21 protein-coding genes and 1 tRNA gene are annotated in these 20,814 nt (G+C 69.4%); 15 read left to right on the forward strand and 7 right to left on the reverse strand.

Annotation, left to right across the window (positions count from 1 at the left end; genetic code table 11):
• Positions 1–5: 5 nt before the first annotated feature.
• A complete protein-coding gene (locus tag ACIRVH_RS30475) occupies positions 6–647 on the reverse strand; it encodes a TetR/AcrR family transcriptional regulator (RefSeq protein ID WP_403959672.1) in 642 nt (213 codons plus the stop codon).
• Between the two features lie 294 nt (positions 648–941).
• On the opposite strand from ACIRVH_RS30475, the gene ACIRVH_RS30480 reads away from it, so the two are divergent.
• From ACIRVH_RS30480 to ACIRVH_RS30495, 4 genes are all read left to right on the forward strand, one after another.
• Complete coding sequence (locus tag ACIRVH_RS30480; protein ID WP_403959675.1) at positions 942–2,219, forward strand: M6 family metalloprotease domain-containing protein; 1,278 nt, start codon at positions 942–944, stop codon at positions 2,217–2,219.
• Positions 2,220–2,299: 80 nt separating this feature from the next.
• Positions 2,300–3,913 carry an IclR family transcriptional regulator C-terminal domain-containing protein gene (locus ACIRVH_RS30485; RefSeq protein WP_403959678.1) on the forward strand — a complete coding sequence of 538 codons (1,614 nt, stop codon included), beginning with the start codon at positions 2,300–2,302 and terminating at the stop codon, positions 3,911–3,913.
• Positions 3,914–4,073: 160 nt separating this feature from the next.
• The gene (locus tag ACIRVH_RS30490) at positions 4,074–5,714 is read left to right on the forward strand and encodes a glutamate--tRNA ligase (protein WP_403959681.1); all 1,641 of its coding nucleotides are present in this window, start codon (positions 4,074–4,076) and stop codon (positions 5,712–5,714) included.
• Between the two features lie 87 nt (positions 5,715–5,801).
• Positions 5,802–5,874 (forward strand) — tRNA-Arg (locus ACIRVH_RS30495).
• A 47-nt stretch (positions 5,875–5,921) separates the two neighbouring features.
• Here the strand turns inward: ACIRVH_RS30495 and xerC are convergent.
• Both xerC and ACIRVH_RS30505 read right to left on the reverse strand, forming a co-directional pair.
• Positions 5,922–7,526, reverse strand: coding sequence for a tyrosine recombinase XerC (gene xerC, locus ACIRVH_RS30500; RefSeq protein WP_403959684.1), 1,605 nt, complete (start codon positions 7,524–7,526; stop codon positions 5,922–5,924).
• Positions 7,523–8,188, reverse strand: a complete 666-nt coding sequence (locus ACIRVH_RS30505) for a helix-turn-helix domain-containing protein (protein WP_403959687.1) — start codon at positions 8,186–8,188, stop codon at positions 7,523–7,525. Before ACIRVH_RS30505 ends, xerC begins: the two co-directional genes overlap by 4 nt.
• A 111-nt stretch (positions 8,189–8,299) precedes the next feature.
• Here ACIRVH_RS30505 and ACIRVH_RS30510 point away from each other — a divergent pair, with 111 nt between their 5' ends.
• The 7 genes from ACIRVH_RS30510 (at position 8,300) to ACIRVH_RS30540 (ending at position 16,046) form a co-directional block, all read left to right on the forward strand.
• On the forward strand, positions 8,300–8,530 hold the full coding sequence (locus ACIRVH_RS30510) for a hypothetical protein (RefSeq protein ID WP_403959690.1): 231 nt from the start codon (positions 8,300–8,302) through the stop codon (positions 8,528–8,530).
• 227 nt (positions 8,531–8,757) lie between these two features.
• Positions 8,758–10,041 (forward strand): DUF3631 domain-containing protein, encoded by a 1,284-nt coding sequence (locus ACIRVH_RS30515; protein WP_403959693.1) that lies wholly within the window; start codon positions 8,758–8,760, stop codon positions 10,039–10,041.
• 452 nt (positions 10,042–10,493) lie between these two features.
• The gene (locus tag ACIRVH_RS30520) at positions 10,494–11,264 is read left to right on the forward strand and encodes a DUF2637 domain-containing protein (protein ID WP_403959696.1); all 771 of its coding nucleotides are present in this window, start codon (positions 10,494–10,496) and stop codon (positions 11,262–11,264) included.
• A gap of 347 nt (positions 11,265–11,611) precedes the next feature.
• The gene (locus ACIRVH_RS30525; RefSeq protein WP_403959698.1) at positions 11,612–12,172 is read left to right on the forward strand and encodes a MobC family plasmid mobilization relaxosome protein; all 561 of its coding nucleotides are present in this window, start codon (positions 11,612–11,614) and stop codon (positions 12,170–12,172) included.
• Positions 12,169–13,881 (forward strand): relaxase/mobilization nuclease domain-containing protein, encoded by a 1,713-nt coding sequence (locus ACIRVH_RS30530; protein WP_403959701.1) that lies wholly within the window; start codon positions 12,169–12,171, stop codon positions 13,879–13,881. The genes ACIRVH_RS30525 and ACIRVH_RS30530 overlap by 4 nt, the downstream gene beginning before the upstream one ends.
• 202 nt (positions 13,882–14,083) lie before the next feature.
• Positions 14,084–14,890 (forward strand): hypothetical protein, encoded by an 807-nt coding sequence (locus ACIRVH_RS30535; protein ID WP_403959704.1) that lies wholly within the window; start codon positions 14,084–14,086, stop codon positions 14,888–14,890.
• Positions 14,877–16,046 (forward strand): helix-turn-helix domain-containing protein, encoded by a 1,170-nt coding sequence (locus ACIRVH_RS30540; protein ID WP_403959707.1) that lies wholly within the window; start codon positions 14,877–14,879, stop codon positions 16,044–16,046. The genes ACIRVH_RS30535 and ACIRVH_RS30540 overlap by 14 nt, the downstream gene beginning before the upstream one ends.
• Before the next feature lie 220 nt (positions 16,047–16,266).
• On the opposite strand, the gene ACIRVH_RS30545 is transcribed toward ACIRVH_RS30540, so the two are convergent.
• Genes ACIRVH_RS30545 through ACIRVH_RS30560 form a run of 4 tightly spaced genes read right to left on the reverse strand, consistent with a single transcriptional unit; the run spans position 16,267 to position 19,192 of the window.
• Complete coding sequence (locus tag ACIRVH_RS30545; protein ID WP_403959710.1) at positions 16,267–16,677, reverse strand: NUDIX hydrolase; 411 nt, start codon at positions 16,675–16,677, stop codon at positions 16,267–16,269.
• Positions 16,678–16,717: 40 nt separating this feature from the next.
• Entirely contained in the window at positions 16,718–17,434 is a 717-nt protein-coding gene (locus ACIRVH_RS30550) for a WbqC family protein (protein ID WP_403959712.1), read from the reverse strand.
• Positions 17,435–17,462: 28 nt separating this feature from the next.
• Positions 17,463–18,152, reverse strand: a complete 690-nt coding sequence (locus tag ACIRVH_RS30555) for a YdcF family protein (protein WP_403959715.1) — start codon at positions 18,150–18,152, stop codon at positions 17,463–17,465.
• Entirely contained in the window at positions 18,149–19,192 is a 1,044-nt protein-coding gene (locus ACIRVH_RS30560; RefSeq protein WP_403959719.1) for a helix-turn-helix domain-containing protein, read from the reverse strand. Before ACIRVH_RS30560 ends, ACIRVH_RS30555 begins: the two co-directional genes overlap by 4 nt.
• Positions 19,193–19,311: 119 nt before the next feature.
• Here ACIRVH_RS30560 and ACIRVH_RS30565 point away from each other — a divergent pair, with 119 nt between their 5' ends.
• The 4 genes from ACIRVH_RS30565 (at position 19,312) to ACIRVH_RS30580 (ending at position 20,803) form a co-directional block, all read left to right on the forward strand.
• The gene (locus ACIRVH_RS30565) at positions 19,312–19,725 is read left to right on the forward strand and encodes a hypothetical protein (RefSeq protein WP_403959722.1); all 414 of its coding nucleotides are present in this window, start codon (positions 19,312–19,314) and stop codon (positions 19,723–19,725) included.
• Positions 19,712–20,128: a hypothetical protein gene (locus ACIRVH_RS30570; protein ID WP_403959724.1), complete on the forward strand. Its 417-nt coding sequence runs from the start codon at positions 19,712–19,714 to the stop codon at positions 20,126–20,128. Before ACIRVH_RS30565 ends, ACIRVH_RS30570 begins: the two co-directional genes overlap by 14 nt.
• On the forward strand, positions 20,125–20,361 hold the full coding sequence (locus ACIRVH_RS30575) for a hypothetical protein (protein ID WP_403959727.1): 237 nt from the start codon (positions 20,125–20,127) through the stop codon (positions 20,359–20,361). The genes ACIRVH_RS30570 and ACIRVH_RS30575 overlap by 4 nt, the downstream gene beginning before the upstream one ends.
• A gap of 295 nt (positions 20,362–20,656) precedes the next feature.
• Positions 20,657–20,803, forward strand: a complete 147-nt coding sequence (locus ACIRVH_RS30580; RefSeq protein WP_403959730.1) for a hypothetical protein — start codon at positions 20,657–20,659, stop codon at positions 20,801–20,803.
• The last annotated feature ends 11 nt before the right edge of the window (positions 20,804–20,814 follow it).

Here is a 20,814-nt window from a genome sequence, read left to right on the forward strand (position 1 = left end):
ATCGCTCAGCACCGGCGCAGCTCCTTGATGGTCACGGCCGTCCCCGGCAGGGCCGAGCGGGCGGGGGCCCGCAACCCGTCCAGGAACAGCTGCAGATGGCGGTGGACGAAGCGGTCGCTGCTCAGGCAGTCGGTGCCGGCCGGTGGCCGGCTGAGCTGGGCCGCGACGATCATCAGGTCGCCGACGCCCACGTCGGCGCGGAGCTGGCCCGCCTCCTTGGCCCGGCCCATGACCTCCTCGATCAGCTGCTCGACCCGTTCCCGGGACGCCACCAGATCGGGGTGCTCCTTGTCGAAGGTGCTGGAGACCATCGGGCACAGGGCGCTGATCCGCTCGTCGGCGGCGGCGTGCACAAAGCGCTCCAGGGCGGCGAAGGCGTCCCCGGTCTCCGCGAGGGCCTGCTCGGCCGCTTCGGCCGTACGGTCCATGACGGAGCAGACGACCTCGCGGACGAGGGCGTCACGGTCCGGGAAGTTGCGGTACAGGGTGGCGTTGCCGACGCCGGCCCGGCGGGCGATCTCGTCCAGCGGCACGTCCGCGCCGTGCTCGACGAACATCTCCCGGGCGGCGGTGACGATCCGCTCCCGGTTGCGCAGGGCGTCGGCGCGGGGCCGGGACACCTTGCGGGTCGGGGTTGCGGTCTGCACGGCGTACTCCCTGAGTCGTTGACGGTGATCCGAGTCTGCGGGGCGATCCGGGGAAGGACTCCCCGTTTCGCTCGGACACAGGTCTAAACGGGGAGAGGTTCCCCGGTTATTTCCCGTCCCCGGAAAGAATTCCTGTGACCTGAACCACACGTGCCGGGCGCGGTTCCCACCCGCTCGCGCGGGGATTTCGCACGATCGGTCTCCTCCAGCGCGCGCCCCCCACCCCGTCGACACAGGGTGAGCGCAAGGGTGCAGCCGGCGACCGGCGGCTGCCGTGGAGCGGAAGGTCCATGCATGCAGCCGCACTCGCCCCGCCGCCGCATACGCCCGCGCCGCGTGGCCGCACTCGTCGCGGTGACCGTCCTGACCCTCGCGGTCAGCACCTCGGCCGGGACCGGACATCTGACGGCGCCCAACACCGCAGGCCCGATAGGCCTGGCCCGCTCCACCGCCCTCTCGCCGTGCCTGATCCACAGCGGCCCGGACGTCCAGATGACGGAGGGCGTGCCCACCCCGACCGGATACTCCCGCTCCACCGGCACGGTCCACGCCCTGACCCTGATGGTCGACTTCTCCGACGCGCCCGGGCAGGGCAGCGCGCTCGACCGCTTCCACGAGTTCTTCCCGCAGACCCAGGAGTGGTTCCGCACGGCGTCGTACGGCCGGCTCGACTACCACCCCGAGACCCCGATCACGTCCTGGCTGCGGATGCCGAAGCCCTTCAAGGAGTACGGCATAGAGCGCGGCGCGCCCTTCGACCCCGGCTACCGGCAGCTGGTCCAGGACATCGTGGCCACCGCCGATCCCGAGGTGGACTTCCGCTCGTACGACCTGCTCAACGTGCTGATCACCCCGAACGCCGGCCCCTCCGCGCTGGACACCGTGCTGTCCGTGACCTTCGCCGGCAACGCCGACGCCCCGGTCGCCGACGGCGTCCCCATAGCCAACGCGTCCTTCGTCTACTCCCGCCAGGACGACGGCTCCGGCTCCTACTCCCGCACCGGCTACCGCGTCCTGCCGCACGAGAACGGCCACACCTTCGGGCTGCCCGACCTCTACACCCAGGAGGGCGGGGGCACGGTCGGCCACTGGGACATCATGAGCGAGGACTGGGGGGCCAACAACGACCTGCTCGGCTGGCACAAGTGGAAGCTGGGCTGGCTGGACGGCAACCAGGTCGGCTGCGCGGCCGTCCCGGGCATCGTCGAGTACACGCTGACGCCGCTGTACAAGGAGGGCGGCGGAAAGCTGGTCCTCGTACCGGTCGACGCGCGGACCACGTACGCGCTGGAGCTGCGCGCGCCGGGCGGCAACGACGAGGCGGTGTGCAAACCGGGCATCCTCGTCTACAAGGTCGACGCCACCGTGGACACCGGACGCGGCCCGGTCAGCGTCTACGACGCCCACCGCGGCAGCGGCGGCTGCACCCGCAGCCCCAACGTTCAGGCGGAACTCTCCGACGCCCCCTTCACCACCGGCGAGTCCTTCAAGGACCCACGCCACGGCATCACGATCGAGGTGCTCGGGGCGGACGCCTCCGGGAACTTCAAGGTGCGGATCACCCGGAGCTAGCGGGACCGGGGCGGAGGCGGGCCGGCCGCCGCGCGGGCGGGTTTACCGTAGGCGTGCCTGGAGTCCGTATCGGAGAGTTGATGCCCGCGAACACCGCACTGGATGCCGAGGTCCGCGCCGGGGTGCCGGCCGAGGCGGTCGCGCCGTTGATCCGCGGGATCGCCGTGCTGCGGCGGCTGACCGAGGCGGGCGGCACGCTGAGCCCGAGCGCGCTGGAGCGGGCCACCGGGCTCGCCCGGTCCACGGTCGACCGGATCACCGCCACCCTGGCCCGCATGGGATACGTCCGCCTCGACGGCCGGGACGTCGTCCTCGCCCCCCGCGTGATGGAGCTGGGCAACGCCTACCTGGCCGCCCTGCGCCTGCCCGCCCTGCTCGACGTGCGCGCGGACGCCCTCGCCGACGAGCTGGACGAGTCGGTGTCGCTCGCGGTCGCCGACCTGGACGGCATCCGCTTCATCCACCAGGCCACCCGCCGCCGCGCGATGTCCGTGAGCTTTCGCATCGGCGACCTGCTGCCGGCCGAACGCACCGCGCCCGGACCGCTGTTCGCGGCCGGCTGGACGCACACGGACTGGCAGCGGTGGCGGACCCGGCGGGCCGAGGACCCCGAGGACGCCTCCTTCCCCGCCGTACCGCCCCGGCCGGCATCCGCCGCAGACGACTTCGAACGGCGGGCGGAACGGGCCCGCCGGGACGGCTGGGCGCTGGACGACCAGCTGATCGAACCGGGCCTGGTCGCGGTGTCCGTACCGGTACGCGAGCCGGACACCGGCCGGGTGGCGTGCGTGGCGAGCGTGGTCAGCCACACCAGCCGCCACTCGGCGGCCGACCTGCGCACCTCCCTGCTCCCCCGGCTGCGTACGGCGGTGGCGGCGATGGAGGCCGACCTGCGCGAGGCGCCACGGCCGCAGCCCGGCCCGCCGCCCTCGGGCCTGGCGACCTGGACGACGGCGTCCAAGCACGAGCTGGGCCGGGAGTTCGTCGAGTCCCTGGCCCGGGGCCTGACCGTACTGACCGCGTTCGGTGCGGACCGCTCCGCGCTGCCGCTGACCGAGGTGGCACGGGCGACCGGCCTGGCCCGCGCCACGGCCCGGCGGGCGCTGATCACGTACGAGCACCTGGGCCTGGTGGCCGCGGGCCCCGACCGCGCCTTCACCCTCACGCCCCGCGTCCTGGACCTGGGCTTCCCGCCACTGTCCCGCACCACGCTCCCCCGCCTCGCCGAGCCCCATCTGCGGGCCCTCACCGACCGGTTGCACGAGCCGACGGCACTGGCGGTCCTGGTGCCGGGCACGGAGCCGGAGATCCAGTACACGGCCGGGGCGAGCGCGAGCCGGGTACTGACCGTGGACATCGCGGTGGGCGCACGACTGCCGGCCGCGGCGACCTCCCTGGGCCGCGTCCTCCTCGCGGACGGCGCCGAACCCCTGCCCCCCGCTCTCGCCGAGGTCCGCGCGCAGGGCTACGCCCTCGTCGACGAGGAGCTGGAGTCGGGCCTGCGGTCGATGGCCGTACCGGTACGGGACCGCACGGGCCGGGCGGTCGCCGCGGTGAACGTGGCCACCCATCCGGCCCGCCGCACCCTAGAGGAGTGCGTCGACGACCTCCTCCCCGCCCTCCGCGCGACCGCCGACCGGATCCAGACGGACCTGCACACCGCGTCCCGCTTCACGCGGGTCCCGCCCGCCTGAGCGACAGCCGGCCGCCCCCTCGGCCGGCATCCGCCCCGCCGAGGCCGAGCAGCCCGTTGATAGCCTGAACAAACGCCCTTCCACGCCCCGTCTCCGTCCCTTCTACGCCCCTTTCCACGCCCTTTCCACGTCCCTTCTAGGTCGGAAACCGAGACCCTCCATGCTCGACGCCAGCACCATCGACGCACTGTTCCCCGCGGACCTTCCGGAGCCCGCGCACTGGGAGCAGCGCTACCCGGCCCGCGAACTGCCCGCCGGCGCGCAGGTCACACGGCTGGCGCCGTCGCCGACCGGCTTCGTCCACATCGGCGGGATCTACGCGGGCCTGATCAACCAGGCCGTCGCGCACCGCACCGGTGGCACGTACCTGCTCCGCATCGAGGACACCGACCAGTCGCGCCAAGTCGAGGGCGCCGTCGAGCAGTTCAACCGGGCCTTCGACTACTTCGCCCTGCCCGCCGACAACGCCACGGCCGTCGGTGACTACGGCCCCTACCTCCAGTCGGCACGCCAGGAGATCTACCTCAGCTACGTGCGTGAGCTGCTGCGGACGGGACAGGCCTACCTCTGCTTCGCGACCCAGGAGGAGCTGGCCGACGCCCGGCAGCGCCAGGAGGACGCCAAGGTGCCGACGGGCTACTACGGCGACTGGGCGATCTGGCGCGACGCCGACTCCGACGAGGTCGCGGCCAAGCTCGCCGAGGGCGCGCCCTACGTGGTGCGTTTCCGCTCGCCCGCCCTGCGCGGTGCGCGCCTGTCCTTCACGGACGCCATCCGCGGCCGCCTGGAGCACGAGGACAACCGCAACGACGTGGTGATCCTCAAGTCCTCCGACAGCGCACTGCGGTTGCCCACCTACCACTTCGCGCACGTCGTGGACGACCACCTGATGCGGGTCAACCTCGTCATCAGGGGCGAGGAGTGGATCTCCTCCGTTCCCGTGCACCTCCAGCTCTTCGAGGCGCTCGGCTTCGAACCGCCCGTGTACGCGCACATCGCGCCGCTGATGAAGCAGATCAAGGGTGGCAAGCGGAAGCTCTCCAAGCGCAAGGACCCCGAGTCGACGGTCGACTTCTATCTCGGCGAGGGCTACCCGGCCGAGCCGGTGCTCTACTACCTCCGCGGCCTCGCGAACGGCCGCCTGGCCGAACTGCCGCTCGCCCAGGCGCTGCAGGAGCCCATCAGGCTCGAGGACTGCGGGGTGGCGGGTCCGCTGGTCGACCTGGTGAAGCTGGAGGGCATCAGCGCGGACCACATCGCCACCCTGAGCAGCGGGCAGATCCTCGCCGCCGTGCGCGAGTGGGCGCTGTCCCACGACCCCGACCTCGTGCCGGTGCTGGACGCCGAGCAGGCGCTCGCGCAGGCGGCCGTGGACGTGGAGCGCGTGGGCGTGGACAACCCCCGCAAGGATCTCCGCAAGTGGTCGGACTTCCGCGACGCCTACGGCTTCTTCTTCCCGCAGCTGTTCACCCTCGTCGCCGCCGGGGACGAGCGCCTCGGCGGCCTCGACGAGGACCTGGTCCGCGCCTTCGCGCAGGACTTCGCGGCGCAGTACGCGGAACTGGACGATCCCCAGGCCTGGTTCGACCAGATCCGGACCCTCGCCACCCAGCACGGCTTCGCCCCCTCGCCCAAGGAGTACAAGAAGAACCCGGACGCCTACCCCGGCTCGATCCGCGAGGCCTCCCAGCTGATCCGGGTGGCCCTGACCGGCTCGACCCGCAGCCCGGACCTCTTCGCCGTGGCCCGCACGCTGGGCCGCGACGAGGTACTCCGCCGCGTGTCCGCACTGACCGCGTAGCCCTCCCCCACGGCCCCCACCCGCCGACCTCAGCAAACGCTCGAACCCCCCGCGGCGGCAGCCGCTACACTGTCGGTGCAGATCCTCGCCTTCGTAGCTCAGGGGATAGAGCACCGCTCTCCTAAAGCGGGTGTCGCAGGTTCGAATCCTGCCGGGGGCACAACGCATTAGCGCTCTGACCTGGGGTTTCTCCCCCAGGTGGGCGCCTTATTCGGCCTCGGACCTCTCGTCCGGGGCCGTTTGCGTGAGCGGTGCGTGAGCGGACGGGGCGCCAGACCCCAATATCTCTCCGGATGGATCAGCACCATCCAGCACGCGCTGCGCGCGCGGCACGAGCCGGGCTGCGGCCTCGGCGATCGCCAGGTCCGCCTCGGGCAGCAGGCTTGTGTAGGTGTCGGCCGTGATGGTGATCGAGGAGTGGCCGAGCATCTCCTGGATGTCCTTCAAGTCGGCCCCGGCCGCGTGGGCCAGAGTCGCGGCCCCGTGGCGCAGGTCATGGAGCCGGACGGGCGGAAGACCGATCTCCTCGTACAGCTCAACGAAGCGCCTGGTGACGTTGGCGGGGTGGAGCATCTCGCCGTTCTCCCTGGTGAAGACGCGGCCGGTCTCCACCCAGGCGCTCGCCCATTCCTCACGGTCCCTGTCCTGCTGAGCACGGTGCCGCTTGAGGGCCTGGACCGTGTCCGAGTCGAGCGCGATGGTGCGCGCGCCGGCATCGGTCTTGGGGTCGTCCTCGTACACCTCCCAACCGTCGACGACGAGTTGTTTGGCGACGGTGATGAGACCGGCGTCCAAGTGGGTGTCGGTCCACTTCTGTCCGCATGCCTCACCGCGCCGCAGCCCGCGGAAGGCAATCAGGTGGAACAGCGCGTACAGGCGGTCCTCCGCGATGTGATCAAGGAAGAGGCCGGTGTGCTCCGGCGTCCAGACCATCACCGGCGACGGCTTCTCGCCGGTGCGCTCCCAGTGGAGGATGCGCTCGTCCGTCCACACCAGCGCCTTGGGCCGCTTGCCCGCTTCCAACTCGACGTGGACCGCCGGGTTGAAGGTGATCAACTGCTGGGCGATCGCGGCGTTCAGCGCGGCCCGCAGCGTGGAGCGGACACGTTGGCGCGTGGCCGGACCGACGATGCGTCGGTAGGGCTCCATCTCAGCGATGGCCGCCTTCATCACCTTGCGACGGGCACGGTACTCGCGGCCCTTCCAGGGGATCTGGGCAAGGTCCTCGAACGCCTTGCGCCGCGCGGCGTTGCACTCGGCGATCTCGACGTTGGCCTCAGCTATGGCCTCGAACATCTCCGACAGGTGGGTGACCCGAAGACGGTCGAGCCGCAGGTGCCCGATCCGCGGTTTGAGGTGCACTCGGATGTTGCTCTCGTCGCGGCTGATGGCGCTCTGTCGACCCTTCTTGCCTGCCAGCCAGATGTCCAACCACTCGCCGACCGTGAGTCCGTTCGTCAGGTCCAAGCCGTGACTGAGGCGCCTGCGGGTCGCCTCGATGTCCGGCAGCGGTGCCTTCTCCTCGGCCACCTTCTCCAGCAACTCGGCGATCTGGGTCAGGCCCTCGGCGTCGTCCGCGTCGGCGAGGCCGAGAAGCGAGCGGACATGGTCGAGGTCGCCCTGAGCAGCCTTGAGGGAGTCGTAGCCGGCGCGACTGAAAGAGCGGCGCGTGCCGTCGGCGCGGGGCGGAAGCTCCTGGCGTATGGAGTAGGAGCCGTGCTTGCGGCTGGTGAGCTTGGGGCACTTCTTGCCGAGCGGCTTTCCGGTGTACGGGTCCCGGCAGTAGCAGCGACGGTGGGTGGAGCCCTTCAAATGCGTTCCTCCGATGTGGTGTTGGGTTTGGGTTCAGGTGGGTCGACGTCGCCCAGGGCTGGCGGCAGGTCGGGCGGGGTGGCCCCTTCATCGCGAATGTCCCGACGGAGGTGGCGGAGGCTGTACTTGGCGGAGATGGCCTGGTCGGCGTACTCGGTCCGCTTGCGCTCGGCTTCTTCCTGCTGAGCGCGGCTGGTCGCCGTCTTGGCCGCGAACCGTGCCCGCTCTTCCTCTTCGAGCGCGGCGAGGGCAGTGCGTACGAGGCTGGCGTGAAGCTCGAAATCGGGGACCAGGCCGGCGTCGTAGTCGGGCACGTCCTGTTCACCCGTGAAGCGCCGCAGGGCGTCCCAGGTGGGCACGAGGTCCTGGAACGGGAGCTCCTGGGTCTGCTCGACGTATCCGACCGGGAAGATCAGGCAGACCGGGTACGTCCCCAGGGCGGCGGCCAGGACCATGACGTCCACCAGCGGCAGGTTGGCCCGGCGGCCGGACTCCATGTTGGCGATCACATTGCGCGGGATGAGATGTCCGAGTCGCTCGCACTGGTCCGCCAGATCCTGCGCGCTCCACCCCATCTCCTTCCTTCTCCTCCGGACTTCGCCGGCCACGTTGGCCTTGATCCGATCCGCCCACTCCGGGAAGTCGTCTTCTTCAGCATCCACACCGCGTTGTGTCATGCAGACACATTAGCTTGGGCATCCTGGTTAGTAGGCGCCTGGAGACGAACGCGATCGCCGCGTTCGCCGATGGCTGCACTGGAAGGGGCGCACTGCATGCGCGAAGACGCGACGTCCGGACGGCCGAAGGGGATGAGCCGCGAGGAGCTGCTCACCCTCCCCGTGGCCGTTGACCTGGACACAGGCAATCGAGCCCTGGGACTCGGACGGAGCAAGGGGTACGAGCTGGCGAAGCGGGGCCAGTACCCGTGCAGGGTGCTGCGACTCGGCAATGCCTATCGGGTAGTGACCGCGGATCTGCTGGATCTGCTCGGCCTCGCAGCGTGACGAGGCGGCAACATAGCAGACGGTTCTGCGCTGAGCTGACACAGAAACGCTGGACTGTGGCCGGGCGTGGACGTACTGTCCGTGGTCCCTCGCCCCGGCCAAGGAAGCAAGAGAGCCCCCGGCGCGCCAACGCCGGAGGCTCGGCACACTCCACTGCCCGCATTCCAACGAACCACCTGCGTGACACCGGGCCTGCATGCCCGAAGTCACCGGATAGGAGCTGCCCTGTGCAACCTACGACACCCGAGCCGCATTCCGCACCGGCCGAAGCCGTATGGCCGACGGTCGCGGTGCCTGGTCGGCCCGGCCACGAGACCCCCGAAGCCGCGTCAGCGGCTGACGACAGGGCACCTGACCCGATACCGACCGTTCCCTCCGAGGCAGCGGTGCCGGATCCAGAGCCGACGCACGGCTCCGCGCTGCTGGACGAACTGCGCGCTCAGATAGCCAAGTTCGTGATCCTGCCCTCCGAGCAGGCGCTGGACGCCGTCACGCTCTGGGTGGCGGCCACCCACCTGCAGCCCGCCTGGCAACACGCCCCACGTATGGCGGTGGTCGGGCCGGCGAAGCGGTGCGGCAAGTCACGACTCCTGGACGTGCTCACTGAGACGGTCCACGAGCCGATGCTCACCATCAACACCACGCCCGCAGCGGTTTTCCGGTCGATCACCGACGAACCGCCCACCCTGCTGGTGGACGAGGCGGACACCATCTTCGGCACCCCGAAGATGGCGGAGAAGAACGAGGAGATGCGCGGCCTGCTCAACGCCGGTCACCAGCGCAACCGGTACGTCACCCGTGTCGTCGGCAACGACCACACGCCCCACAAGTTCGCCACCTTCGCCATGGCTGCCCTAGCCGGGATCGGCGACCTGCCCGACACGATCATGGACCGGTCCGTGGTCGTCCGCATGCGCCGCAGGGCCGAGGGAGAGAGCGTCAAGCCCTTCCGGTCCCGCCGCGACACCCCAGCCCTTCACGACCTGCGCGACCGCATCGCCGCATGGGCCAGGCCGCTCCTCGATGAGGCCGCTGAACTGGAGCCGGTGATGCCGGTCGAGGACCGTGCCGCCGACACCTGGGAACCTCTGGTGATCGTCGCCGACCTTGCGGCAGGATCGTGGCCCCGCCTCGCCCGAGCGGCCTGCGCGCAGATGGTCGCAGCCGAAGCGGCAGCCGAGGAAGATCACCCCAGCGGAGCGCGGATCCTGGCTGACATCCGCCGCATCTTCGTCACCCAGCGCGAGGCGGAGAGCCTCTCCACCGAGGAACTTCTCCACCAACTGCGCCAGGACATGGAGAGTCCTTGGACGGAGTGGGGACGGGGTGGACTGACTGCTCGCGGCCTCGGCTCGATGCTGCGCGATTTCGACATCAAGCCCGGCAACGTCCGCCTCACCGACGGTACCCAGCGCAAGGGCTACACGCGCAACAAGTTCCTCGATGCCTGGCGGCGCTACTGCCCGACCGTCCATCCAGTCGGGACCAGCCCCGACCGCAGCGAGGACTGAGCCCCCGCCCCTCGCCTGACTGCCGTCCTTGCCGTCCCTGCCGTAATTCCGCAGGTCAAACGGCATACAGGCAAGAAGGCAATCGGGGGCAAGACGGCAACGCGATCACGACCGTCCTGCTGCCCGCCGGGACGCCGACCACATCCGTCTTGTGCCGTCTTACGCGTCCATGCCGTATCACCGCAGGTCAGGGCACATGCTGGCGGGACGTCAGGCGGATTCGCCCCGTCCACGGCCACCGAGCCGCACCCCGCCGGAATCCTGCGGGCTGCCAGGACGCGACGGAAAGCCGGGACGGACCGTCGACCCTCGTGCCGTACCGGCCCTGACCTGCGACTGCAACGGCCAAGACGGCAAAGACGGACCACGCCACCACCGCAGGAGTACCCCGCTTGACCCACCTCTCCACGCCCACCCACCGGGACCACGGCCCAGGCGAAGGACGACCGATCATGACCAAGCAGGCTGCCGAGCGATACGCGCTCGTCGCAGCGGGTGCCGTCATCGTCGCCCTGACCGCTGGCGGGTTCTGGCTGTCGTATGCGCACCTCGCCGAGGTCGCCGGACAGCATGGGCTCTATAGCTCTCCCGCCCGCCGATGGGCCTGGCCCGCGACCCTGGACGCCTTCATCGTCGCAGGCGAACTGCTCATGCTCCGCGCGGGCCTGCGACGCGTCACCGACGGGTGGGCCATCGCCCTTACCGCCACCGGATCGGTCGGCTCCATCGCTCTCAACGTGGCCGGGGTCAGCGGCATGGGCAGCGCCGGTACCGTGCCCTTGCTCGACTACGTGGTCGCCGCGGTTCCCCCGACCGCCGCACTGCTGGCCTTCGGTGTCCTGATGCGACAGATCCACCAGCTCGTCGACCCACCGGGGGACCACCCGGACCCCGCGTTCGTTCAGGCGCCGGACCCCCCGGTCAGTGCGCCCGTCGAGCCGACTGAGCCTTCGGCAGTCGTACCCGTCCAGTCGACGGAACCATCTTCCAAGGTTGCGAAGAGCAAGCCGCGCGGTGGCCGTCCGGCCAAGGCCACGGTCGAGGAACTCGCAGAGATCGGCCGGATCGCCATCGCTGAACACGGCACGCTCAGCCGGTCCCTTCTCCGGAAGGCCGTTAAGGACAGGGATTTGACCATCGGCAGTGAGCGGCAGACCGAGGTGATGGAGATCCTCCGGCGCGAAATCGAAGCCGCCGCCGAAACCGGTCCGGACAGCGGCTGATCGGAATCCCTACGGGGTGACCGGAACCCCTTCCGGTCACCCCGGCCAGTCGGCCGCCACCTCACTCGTCGCCTGCTAATCCACACCTGTGGACCGTGGGCTGCCCACCAGCCCTCTGCCAGCCCTTCCTTCGCGACCCGCCTGCCCTCCCCGCCCCTTCCGGAGAACCGCCCGTGACGCACGACCAACACCGCCCCGACCACCATCCCGACGAGCCGCTGCCTCAGGCGAAGTCCCCTACGTTGCTGGGACGTTTGCGGCGTGCGTTCGGACGGGCGGCCCCTGGCGGAGCCAGTAGTACCCCGAGTCCGACTCAAGGCCGGTCTTCGGGAGTCTCCGCCCCAGGGGTGGCGGAGACGGCCCAGCGCCAGGGGGCGCCGGACCAGGTGGCCGGGACCGAGGGCGGACCCGACTCGGACGAGCTTCACGCCGTCCAGCAGCAGATCCTGCACCCCGCACCCGCCGCCGAGCCGACGGCCGGCGAGCGAGCGGTGCAGAGCGTCCAGCCGGCGATCCGCCGTTTCACCGGCACCAAGCGGACCGTACGCGTCGGCCCGCTACGTTTCACCGGCGACGAGCACGCCGACCTCCACGAGGCTGCCGCCGAGCACGGCTACAAGGGGGAATCCGGCTTCGCCGCCGACATCGTCCTCGCCTTCGTATCCGGTCGGTTCACCGCGAACCTGCCGCTGTCCGAGGACCGTCGCCGCACCCACATGTTCCGCGCCCAGGTGCTGCGCGAGCTCAACCGCATCGGCGTCAACGTCAACCAGATCGCCCGCGCCCTCAACAGCGACCTCACCCCGCCCGGCATCCGCCACCGGCTCGACGAGCTCCTCCGCCTGTTGGAGCTGATCGCCGAGGCCCTACGCGAACCCGTTGACCCCAGGAAGGACCAGGCCGCGTGATCGCCGCCATCAAACCAGCCGGGTCCAACACCCGTGGCCTGCTGGCCTACCTCTACGGCCCCGGCCAGCATGACGAGCACAACGACCCGCACATCGTCGCCGGCTTCGCCATGCTCGGCATGCCCGACCCCGGCCGCGACCAGGACGCCACCCTCACCCAGCTCGCCCACCACCTCGACGAGCCCGTTCACCTTCGGAACAGCGAGTTCGGGAGGATGGTGGCCGACCACGTCTGGCACTGCCCCGTCCGCACCGCCCCCACCGACCGGAACCTCTCCGACGCCGAATGGGCCGACATCGCCCAGCGCATCGTCGAAGCCGCTGGCATCGCCCCGCCCGGTGACGACCTGGCCTGCCGCTGGATCGCCGTACGTCACGCCGACGACCACATCCACATCCTCGCCACCACCGTCCGCGAAGACGGCCGCCGCCCCAAGCTCCACGACAGCGGCATCCGCGTCGGCGACGCCTGCCGCCAGATCGAGAAGGACTACGGGCTGCGCCAGCTGAAGAAAGGCGACCGCACCGCCGAACGCCGCCCCTCCCAGGCCGAGATGCACAAGGCCGAACGCCTCGGCTGGGAGCAGACCAGCCGCGCATGGCTCCAGGACCGCATCCGCGCCGCCATCCCACACGCCAGCAGCGCCGAGGAACTCCTCGCCTACCTCGAAGCCGACGGCATCGCGGTCAAGCCCCGCCGCGGACCGTCGGGAGACCTCCTCGGCTACGCCGTCGGCCGCCCCGGCGACCTCAACAAGGACGGCGAACAGATCTTCCACTCCGGCGGAAGGATCGCCCCCGACCTCGCCCTCCCCAAGCTCGAAGCCCGCCTCGAAACCACCGCGCCAGAGGAGCACCCCACCGCCCGCCGAAACCGCCCGACCACCCCCTGGCACCAAGCCACCGACGCCCTCGACACCCTCCACACCGGCATGGCCGACGACACCCACGCCCAGGCCCAAATCACCGCGCTCGGCGAACTCATCGAAGCTACCGCTCAGAAAGCCCCCACCCACCTCCAAGCCGAACTACTAACAGCCTCAAAGGCGTTCGCCCGCGCCCAGCGCTCCCAGATCCGCGCCGAGAACCAGGCCGCCGACACCCTGCGTAAAGCCGCTCGAGACATCGCCCACACCGCCACCGGCCCCGACGGCAGCGCCCTTGCCGCCCTGCTCACCGCCCTCGTCTGGGCCACGATCGTCGCCGGGCGCTGGCACGAGGCGAAGGGTCACGCCCACCAGGTCGAAGCCGCCCGTCAGACCCTCCACCACCTGAAGACTGCCGCCGATGACGCCCTCACGCCCGTCGTCGACAGCCTCGCCACCCGTCAGCCGACTGACCAGGCGCGCCGGACCCTCGCCCACGACGTCCGCGCCGCCATCCCCGACCACGCCGACCGCATCCTGACCGACCCCGCCTGGCCGGCCCTCTCCACCGTCCTGGCCGATGCCGAGGCCGGCGGTCACAAACCCCACCAACTCCTCAAGGAGGCCGCCGCCCAGCGCGAACTCACCACCGCTCGCCAACCCGCCCGCGTGCTGCTCACCCGCATCCAGCACACCAGTCGCAACCCTGCTCTCAACCCCCGAGCCGAAGCCGCCCGCCTCCGCTCCACCATGGGAACGCAGCCGTTCAGTTGGCGGAGGCAACCCCCGCTCAGCCCGTCGCACGTCACTCCGGCTGAACTGCGCCAGCAAGGCCGCCGCTGACCACACCTCAGCCGGGTGACCAGCACCGAGTATCGGACGGCCCATCCGCTGGCCATCCCGGCGTCACTCGCCCATGGACGGCGGGAGGGGTGCGAGAAAAACGCGGCACGCCGAAGCACTTGCGCAAGAATCACTACATCAACTAAAGTCTGCGTCGTAATCGAATGCTCCAATGCGAAGTTCGACCTGAGGAGTCGCCCGCATGAGTGAGTCCCTTTCGCCCTGGGCGACTGAAGTATTCGGTAAGCAGGCGTCGGCAGTTCGCATGTTCCTGGGCCAGGCGCTGCGGAACATGCAGGCCAACGCCCAAGCAGCGCAGGAACAGACCGACTCGCGCACCAACCACACGTACGGAACCGCCCGGTGGCAGAACCAGTTCGAGCGCGTCCAGGACGAGCTGAAAGACCTGCCTGGGGCCACTCCCGTGCGGCCGTTCGGGTTCCCGTTCGAGCTCATGCTCGTCGGCCGCGGCCTGATCTATCCCTTCCTCTACTCGAAGACCAAGGCGGACGTGCGCACGGCACGCATCCCCAGCGAGTCCCAGCTGGTGAAGGAGCTTTTCACCTTCGCCCCTGAACCGAAGCACGTACAGGACGCGTTCGACCTTGGCTTCGAAGGGACCGTCCTTACCGCGGAGCCGCGCGGCGGCCTGGCAGCCATTCCTCAAGGAACCCGACTGATCCTGGTGCCGTTTGCCTGCAACGCTTCCGAACTGTTGGAGGCACACTGGGGTATCGCTGCACTCGGAGAGAACCGGCACCTGGAATGGGCAACCGTTCCCGAACCCCTCGCCTTGCCTCAGACCGTTACCTCTCACGGGACACGGCTGGCCAGTGTCCCCGACCAGGCTGCAACGTCCGCGCGGAAGCACACCAGCTTCACCGAAGGAAGCGAGCCCACCCTTACGCTGTCCTCGCGTGCAGCCTCCGAGCGACTGCGGGACATCCCGCCGCAGACCGAAGCACAACCCGTCGAGGACCAGACCAGCGAAGAAGATGCGACCCACTAAGCAAGACACTATTCCGGGCTTGGAAGAGCGGGGAACGACGCCCCGTGCCATCTCCGACGGCTTCGATCCCGCTCGGCTGACGCAAGCGCGTCGGCTTGCGGAGATGACGAAGAAGGACGTGGCAACAAGCCTCGGGGTGACTCCGGCCGCCGTGGGCCAGTACGAGACGGGGGTATCACGGCCGCGTCCTGACCTGATCCCCCGGCTCGCGGAGACCCTCGGAGTGCCCGCGACGTTCTTCCTGCTCGGACGTCCGGCCAACCGGCTCGACGCCTCGATGGCCCACTTCCGGAGCCTGCGCAGTACCCCGAAGTCCCAGCGGGAGCGAGCACTGGCCTTCGCCGAACAGGTCTGGGAACTCACGTACGCCCTTGAGCAGCGGATCCAGTTGCCGCTCGTGGACCTGCCTGGCTTCGCCGGCGGAGAAGTCCACCCTGGGTCGGAGCTGCCCACCGACCCAGCCGCCGCCGCGCGTGAGCTTCGGCGACGTTGGGGGTTGGGAGACGGACCCGTGACCCATCTGGTGAGGCGCATGGAAGCCCACGGCATTGTTGTGGTGACACCTCCCGCGAGCGACCCCTCAGCCTCCACCGTGGACGCGTTCTCGACCCGCGCAGCCCGCCCGCTAGTCATCCTCACCGCCAACCGCGCCGACGACGTCTATCGGCATCGGTTTACGGCAGCTCACGAATTGGGACACCTTGTACTTCATGGCGATGCCACGGGCGACAGTCGGCAAGAGAAGGAAGCTGATGCCTTCGCTGCGGAGTTCCTGACCCCCCAAGCCAGCATTTTGCCGTTGCTGCCCAAGCGGATGGATTTTGCACGGCTCGCCGAGCTCAGGCAGGTCTGGGGCGTCTCCATCCACTCTCTCGTCTACCGATGCCGTGAACTGGGGCTGACCTCCGACGCCACCATCAGTCGGACGCACCAGCGCCTCCGCGCATTGGAAGGCCAGCCCGGATTCGCAGCCGAGTCCGTGTCCAACTTTTCCGGTGAGCAGCCCTCGCTCCTGCGGCAAGCCTTCGAGCTGGCTTCCCGGGAAGCGGACTTGTCGGTGGTCCAGCTCGCGCACGAACTGGCCTGGACCGCCAAGCGTGTGCGTGAACTCCTCGGAGTCCAGGAGCAGCGCCCCGTGCTACGCCTGGTTCAGTAGCTGCGCCGTGCGACGAGGTTGAATCTCCGCCCTCGCTAGCAGGAGCCGATGGGAGCCCTGTCGCACATGCCTGGCTTTACCTTGCGGCATAGCGCGCCTGGCAGATCTGTGACTCACTATCGGTGTTAGTCCCGCTGTGGAACGCACTGCAGTGGGGAGGCCGGGGCACCGCTGCGGTAACCGGGCTTCTTGCTTGCGGCGCTTGGTCTCGGCAGGGTTGTCAGAAGAGCGTCCCATCCAGGTACTGCTGCACCGGCTCGAACAGCCCGTACGGCACGTACTCCGGGATCTCGCCATGGGCGACCCAAGCCAGTTCGGCCAGCTCCTCAGTGTCCGCAACGTACGCGGTACCGCCCAACACCTCGCAGGCCGTGTACGACATCAGCCGGCCCGTCTTCGGGTGGACCCGCTCGCCGAGCAGCTTCACGGCCGCCACGGTCAGCCCAGTCTCCTCCTGGGTCTCCCGCACAGCCGCGTCCTCGCGAGCTTCACCGGGTTCGACCTCTCCAGCCGGGAACTGCCAGGAGAGCTGCCCCTCGCTAACCCGGCGGCGCACCATCAGCACACGTCCCTCGTGCACGACGATGGCAGCGGCGATGCCCGGCCGCTCGTCGGTGTTTTGCTGCGTCACGTCTGCTCCTCCAGGTGCGGCCAGGATGGGGGTGAAGAGGTCACGTCCGCCGGAAAGTTTCTCGCTGGGCAGCCAGGTGGTTCGCCAGTGCCCCGGGACCGATCTCGCTCAAAGCCCAGAGGCTGCTGGACCGCCGGGCCCATCGCCAGAGCGCGTCGCTGGTATCCGCAGGGACGCAGAAGGGCACTACGGGGATGCCGTGGGCATCGAAGGGATCGGGGTCGAGGTAGCGCAGACCGCCGGTGCCGCACAGATAGTGGGTGCTGCCGGTGGCCACGGCGAGGTCGGCAAGGCGCTCGGATCGGCTTTGACGGGCCGGGATCCCACTGCTGTCCAGCACTTCCCCTGCCCAGCCAAGGACGCTGAGCATGGCGACCGACGATGTTCGCGCGATGCCGGCCACACGGTCTGTGGTGTCGAGCGCATCCATGACCACGTCCAGCACTTCAGACACGACACCCCAGTGGGAGCTGCGGCCGTAGTACTGGCGCACAAGCAGCTCGACCGTCCGGCGCGAGCGGCCGGGATCAACGAGCCGAGCCTGACTAATCAGTGTCGGACGTCCATGGGGAAGATGCGTCGGCAGCGTGAGCCACTGCTGCCGACCAGGATCACCCAAGGCGGCGAGACGTGCTCGGTGCTGATAGTCGCGCCGGGCGAACTGCACGTCGTCGAGGACGATCCAGCGGTCGGCGGCGAAGAGCTTCGCCAGAGTGGACAGCCGTAGGAACAGGTTCGGTTGATGGATCGCGCACACCCCGCCTCGCGGGCCGACGCGCGGTGGCTCAGGTACTGATGAGGCGGCTGTCGAAGCCAGCGCCAAGGAGTCGCTCGTAAGCGTCATAGACATCCCCCGGTACGTCCTGCTCGACGGCGAAGCCGAGCTTCGGGTACTCGATCACCCGTTGCAGGTCTCCGACGAGCATGTCGACGACGAGCTTCTCGTCGCCGATGGACTTGATGTAGTCGTCCAGTTCCAGCGGCTCGGAGGCACAGACGACCTCGGCCTCGGGCCACAGCTTGCGGCAGGTCGCATAGGAGCGGCGCTCCATGTACGGCTTGGAGATGAGGAGCAGCGACTCGATCCCCACACCGGCCTCGGCCAGCAGCTCGCGGGAGAAGGTGATGTTCTGCCCGGTGTTGGCCGCCTTCGACTCGACCAGGATCGCCTCATCCGGGACGCCCAGGCCCAGAGCGTGCTCGCGGTAGTGGACGGCCTCGCCGCGCGGGAAGCGGGCACGGGTGGTGGGACTGTTACCGCCGCTGAAGACCAGGATGGGAAACAGGCCGGCGCGGTACAGATCGGCGGACGTAGTGGCCACACCGAGGTCGTGACTGCCGAGACCGATCGCCGCCGAGCAGGGCCGCTGCTCGTGGCCCATCTGGTGGTAGTTCCAGATCAGTGTCGCGTCGTGGAACTGTTCGTCGGTGATCTGGCGCTGCTCGTGCTCCGGCACTGGCACTCCCTGGCTCATCCCTGCTGACCCTTTCGGATGCCCTCGATGCTGCGGAGCTGGTGGCTCAGCCCATACTGGCGGGCCACCTGTGCCGCTTGGTCGAGGACGGACAGCCCATCATTCCGGGTCGCCGCGTCCGACAGAAGGATGTGCCCGTGGGCGGTGTCCAACCGCACCCGCTGCATCGGGGAGTCAACCGTCCCGGTGCTGCGTGCGATGTCGATGCAGTGCAGGGCCTGCTTCAGGTCGCCGGCCCCGCGGTGGGCCAAGGCCAACTTCTGGTGGGCGACCGACCAGTCCTCCGGCTCGCCCAGATCCTCGAAGGCGCGGGTGGCGGCCGTCATCACGTTGGTGGCGTACTCGTTGTTGCCCTCCTTACTCAGGGCCGTACCCACCCAAAGTCCAGCTCGGGCGCGGTCGCGGGGACTCAAGCGCTCGTCTGACGAGAGGAGTTCGTACTGACGGGCAGAGGCATCGAGCTGACCAGACATTTCCTGCACGACGGCAAGGGACAGCTCGATCTGCGCAACGCGACGCGGGATGTCCAGCTCGGTGAACATGCCACGGGCGGTCAGGTAAGAGTGCCGGGCCGAGAGCGGTCCCAGGATGGCACCTTGATCGCGCTGGAGGTCGCCGAGGAGAACGAGGGAACGTCCGTAGAGGTAGAGGCCCTTGTCGTCGAGGTCGTGCGGGTCATAGCGGCTTAACCAGCGGTTCAACAGAGACGAGGCGAAGGGGAAGTTCTGACGGCTGACACAGACGACTGCGCGCTCGATGTCCTCAGTCCACGTTTCATGGTCTGCCGGCCGCGCGCTCTTCCGCCCGGGAGACACCAGCGTCTCAAAGCGGGCCTGGGCAGCAGAGTCCGCACGGGCGAGCGCGGTATCGAGGATGGCCTGGGTGTCCGGCCGGGGCTGGGTTCCAGTGCCGAGGCTCTCCCACTTGGCGACCGTGCGCAGCGCCACACCCAGGTGCTCGGCGAAGGCGCGCGTGCTCATGCGCAGCGCGGCGCGCAGGGCGCTCGCTTCACAGCCGGTCCATTGCTGCACGCTGACCACGAGTGACCTCCCTCCGTCACGTATAGAAGCACTCTCGGTGACGACGTGGGGCGGAAAGTGCAACGGAAGTGCAACAGCGGGTCATTTCGAGGCCGCTCCCGGAGGCCGACGCTGTGGGCATGGACGACGAACTCATCACGGAACGCCGCCCCGTCGCCTTCCCTCAGGTCTTCGGCTACCTGCGCCACATCACCGGCGGCATGGCCCGCCATACGGCGCTCGTCGACTGCCTCACCGAGTACTGCCGACAGCATGAACTGACCCTGGGCGGCATATTCACGGACCGCGACGCGGCGGTTGCCAGCCACTCCGCCGCCTTCGTCGGCCTCTTGGACGCGCTCGAACTGCCCGACAGCTATGGCGCCGTGGTTCCTGCCCTCAGCCACCTGGGGCCGAGGCGCGTTGCGGCCGAGCGGATGCGACAGATAACAGCAACGGGTGCCCGTCTGATCGTGGTCCGCACCATCAGACCGACACGGCTCAACGCCAGCTCCGACCGCCAGCACAAGGGGATGCGTGATGTCCGTTCGTGAGGCGCTGCGAAGCGCACCCGTGGTCAACGACGCACCCGGCCTGCGTCTGCTCCGGGTCGGCGAGGGCTGGGACCTCGTGCGAACCACCGCGGAGATCGGTCTCCTGGCCCTGGCCCACCTGCGCGTCACCGGTGCGGCCATCGGTCCGGTGCTGTACGACGGGCCCAACGAGCGCCTCTACTACGCCATCGGTACCGGCACCGCCGAAAGCTGGAACGACCTGCCGGTACGGCACCTTTCCAGCAACTCGTGGCTCGTCGCGCCCGGTCTGGAGCTGATCGACGACTGGTTCGGCGGCTGGTTCGAGCTGCCCGACGACGACACCCTCACCGACGCCGGCGCCCTGCACGCCGCCCTTCAGTACCCGTACGTCAGTGCCGCTCTGGAAGGGGCGAGCCGATGAATACCCGAGCGGTCGTCTGTCACAAGGAATGGATGCTCCAACCCGACCGAGAGCCGGACGCCGAGCCCACCACTTACGCAATGCAGTGCGCCGTCTGCGGCAAGAGCTCACCGGCCAGCGCCGACTTCGCCAAGCCACAGGACTGGGTGTTCGAGCACGGCGGCCGCAACCCCGCGCACCACACGTACCGGGAGATCATCACCCGACCGTGGCGGGCCTGGTGGAAACCGTGATGGGCCGCGCAGTGTGCCGACTGGCGCGCTACACGGGCCCACTGCTGATCATGCTGATCTCCGCCTCATGCGGATTCGTGATCGGCTTCGCGGTCGCCGCCGCCCCGAACGGCCCCTGAGCCCCCGTCCCTGCCGGACGTAGCAGATCGAGAGGTTCCCCCACCCCGAGAAGCCCCGGCAGGGGCGGGCCGCAAGCACCCGTCCCGGCGGATCGACCGCCCGTGCCCTTGGACAGGACGAACACCGTCCGGGCGGGTCCGCATAGCCACATAGTGGCTGAACCCCAGGAGGAGCAATGCAGAACAGCACGGCCACCACCGCCACCACCGGGCCGGCCCAGGCCGGACTCGTCCGGGCACGTCGCCGGATCCAGGCCGCCCGCGTGCGCGGCATCACCCCGTCCGACGGCGGCAGCACCGGCCGCTCCGACGGCAACGACTGATCCGGGAGGAG

This window comes from Streptomyces sp. NPDC101165 (genome assembly GCF_044768135.1).
In the GTDB taxonomy this organism is placed as follows: domain Bacteria; phylum Actinomycetota; class Actinomycetes; order Streptomycetales; family Streptomycetaceae; genus Streptomyces.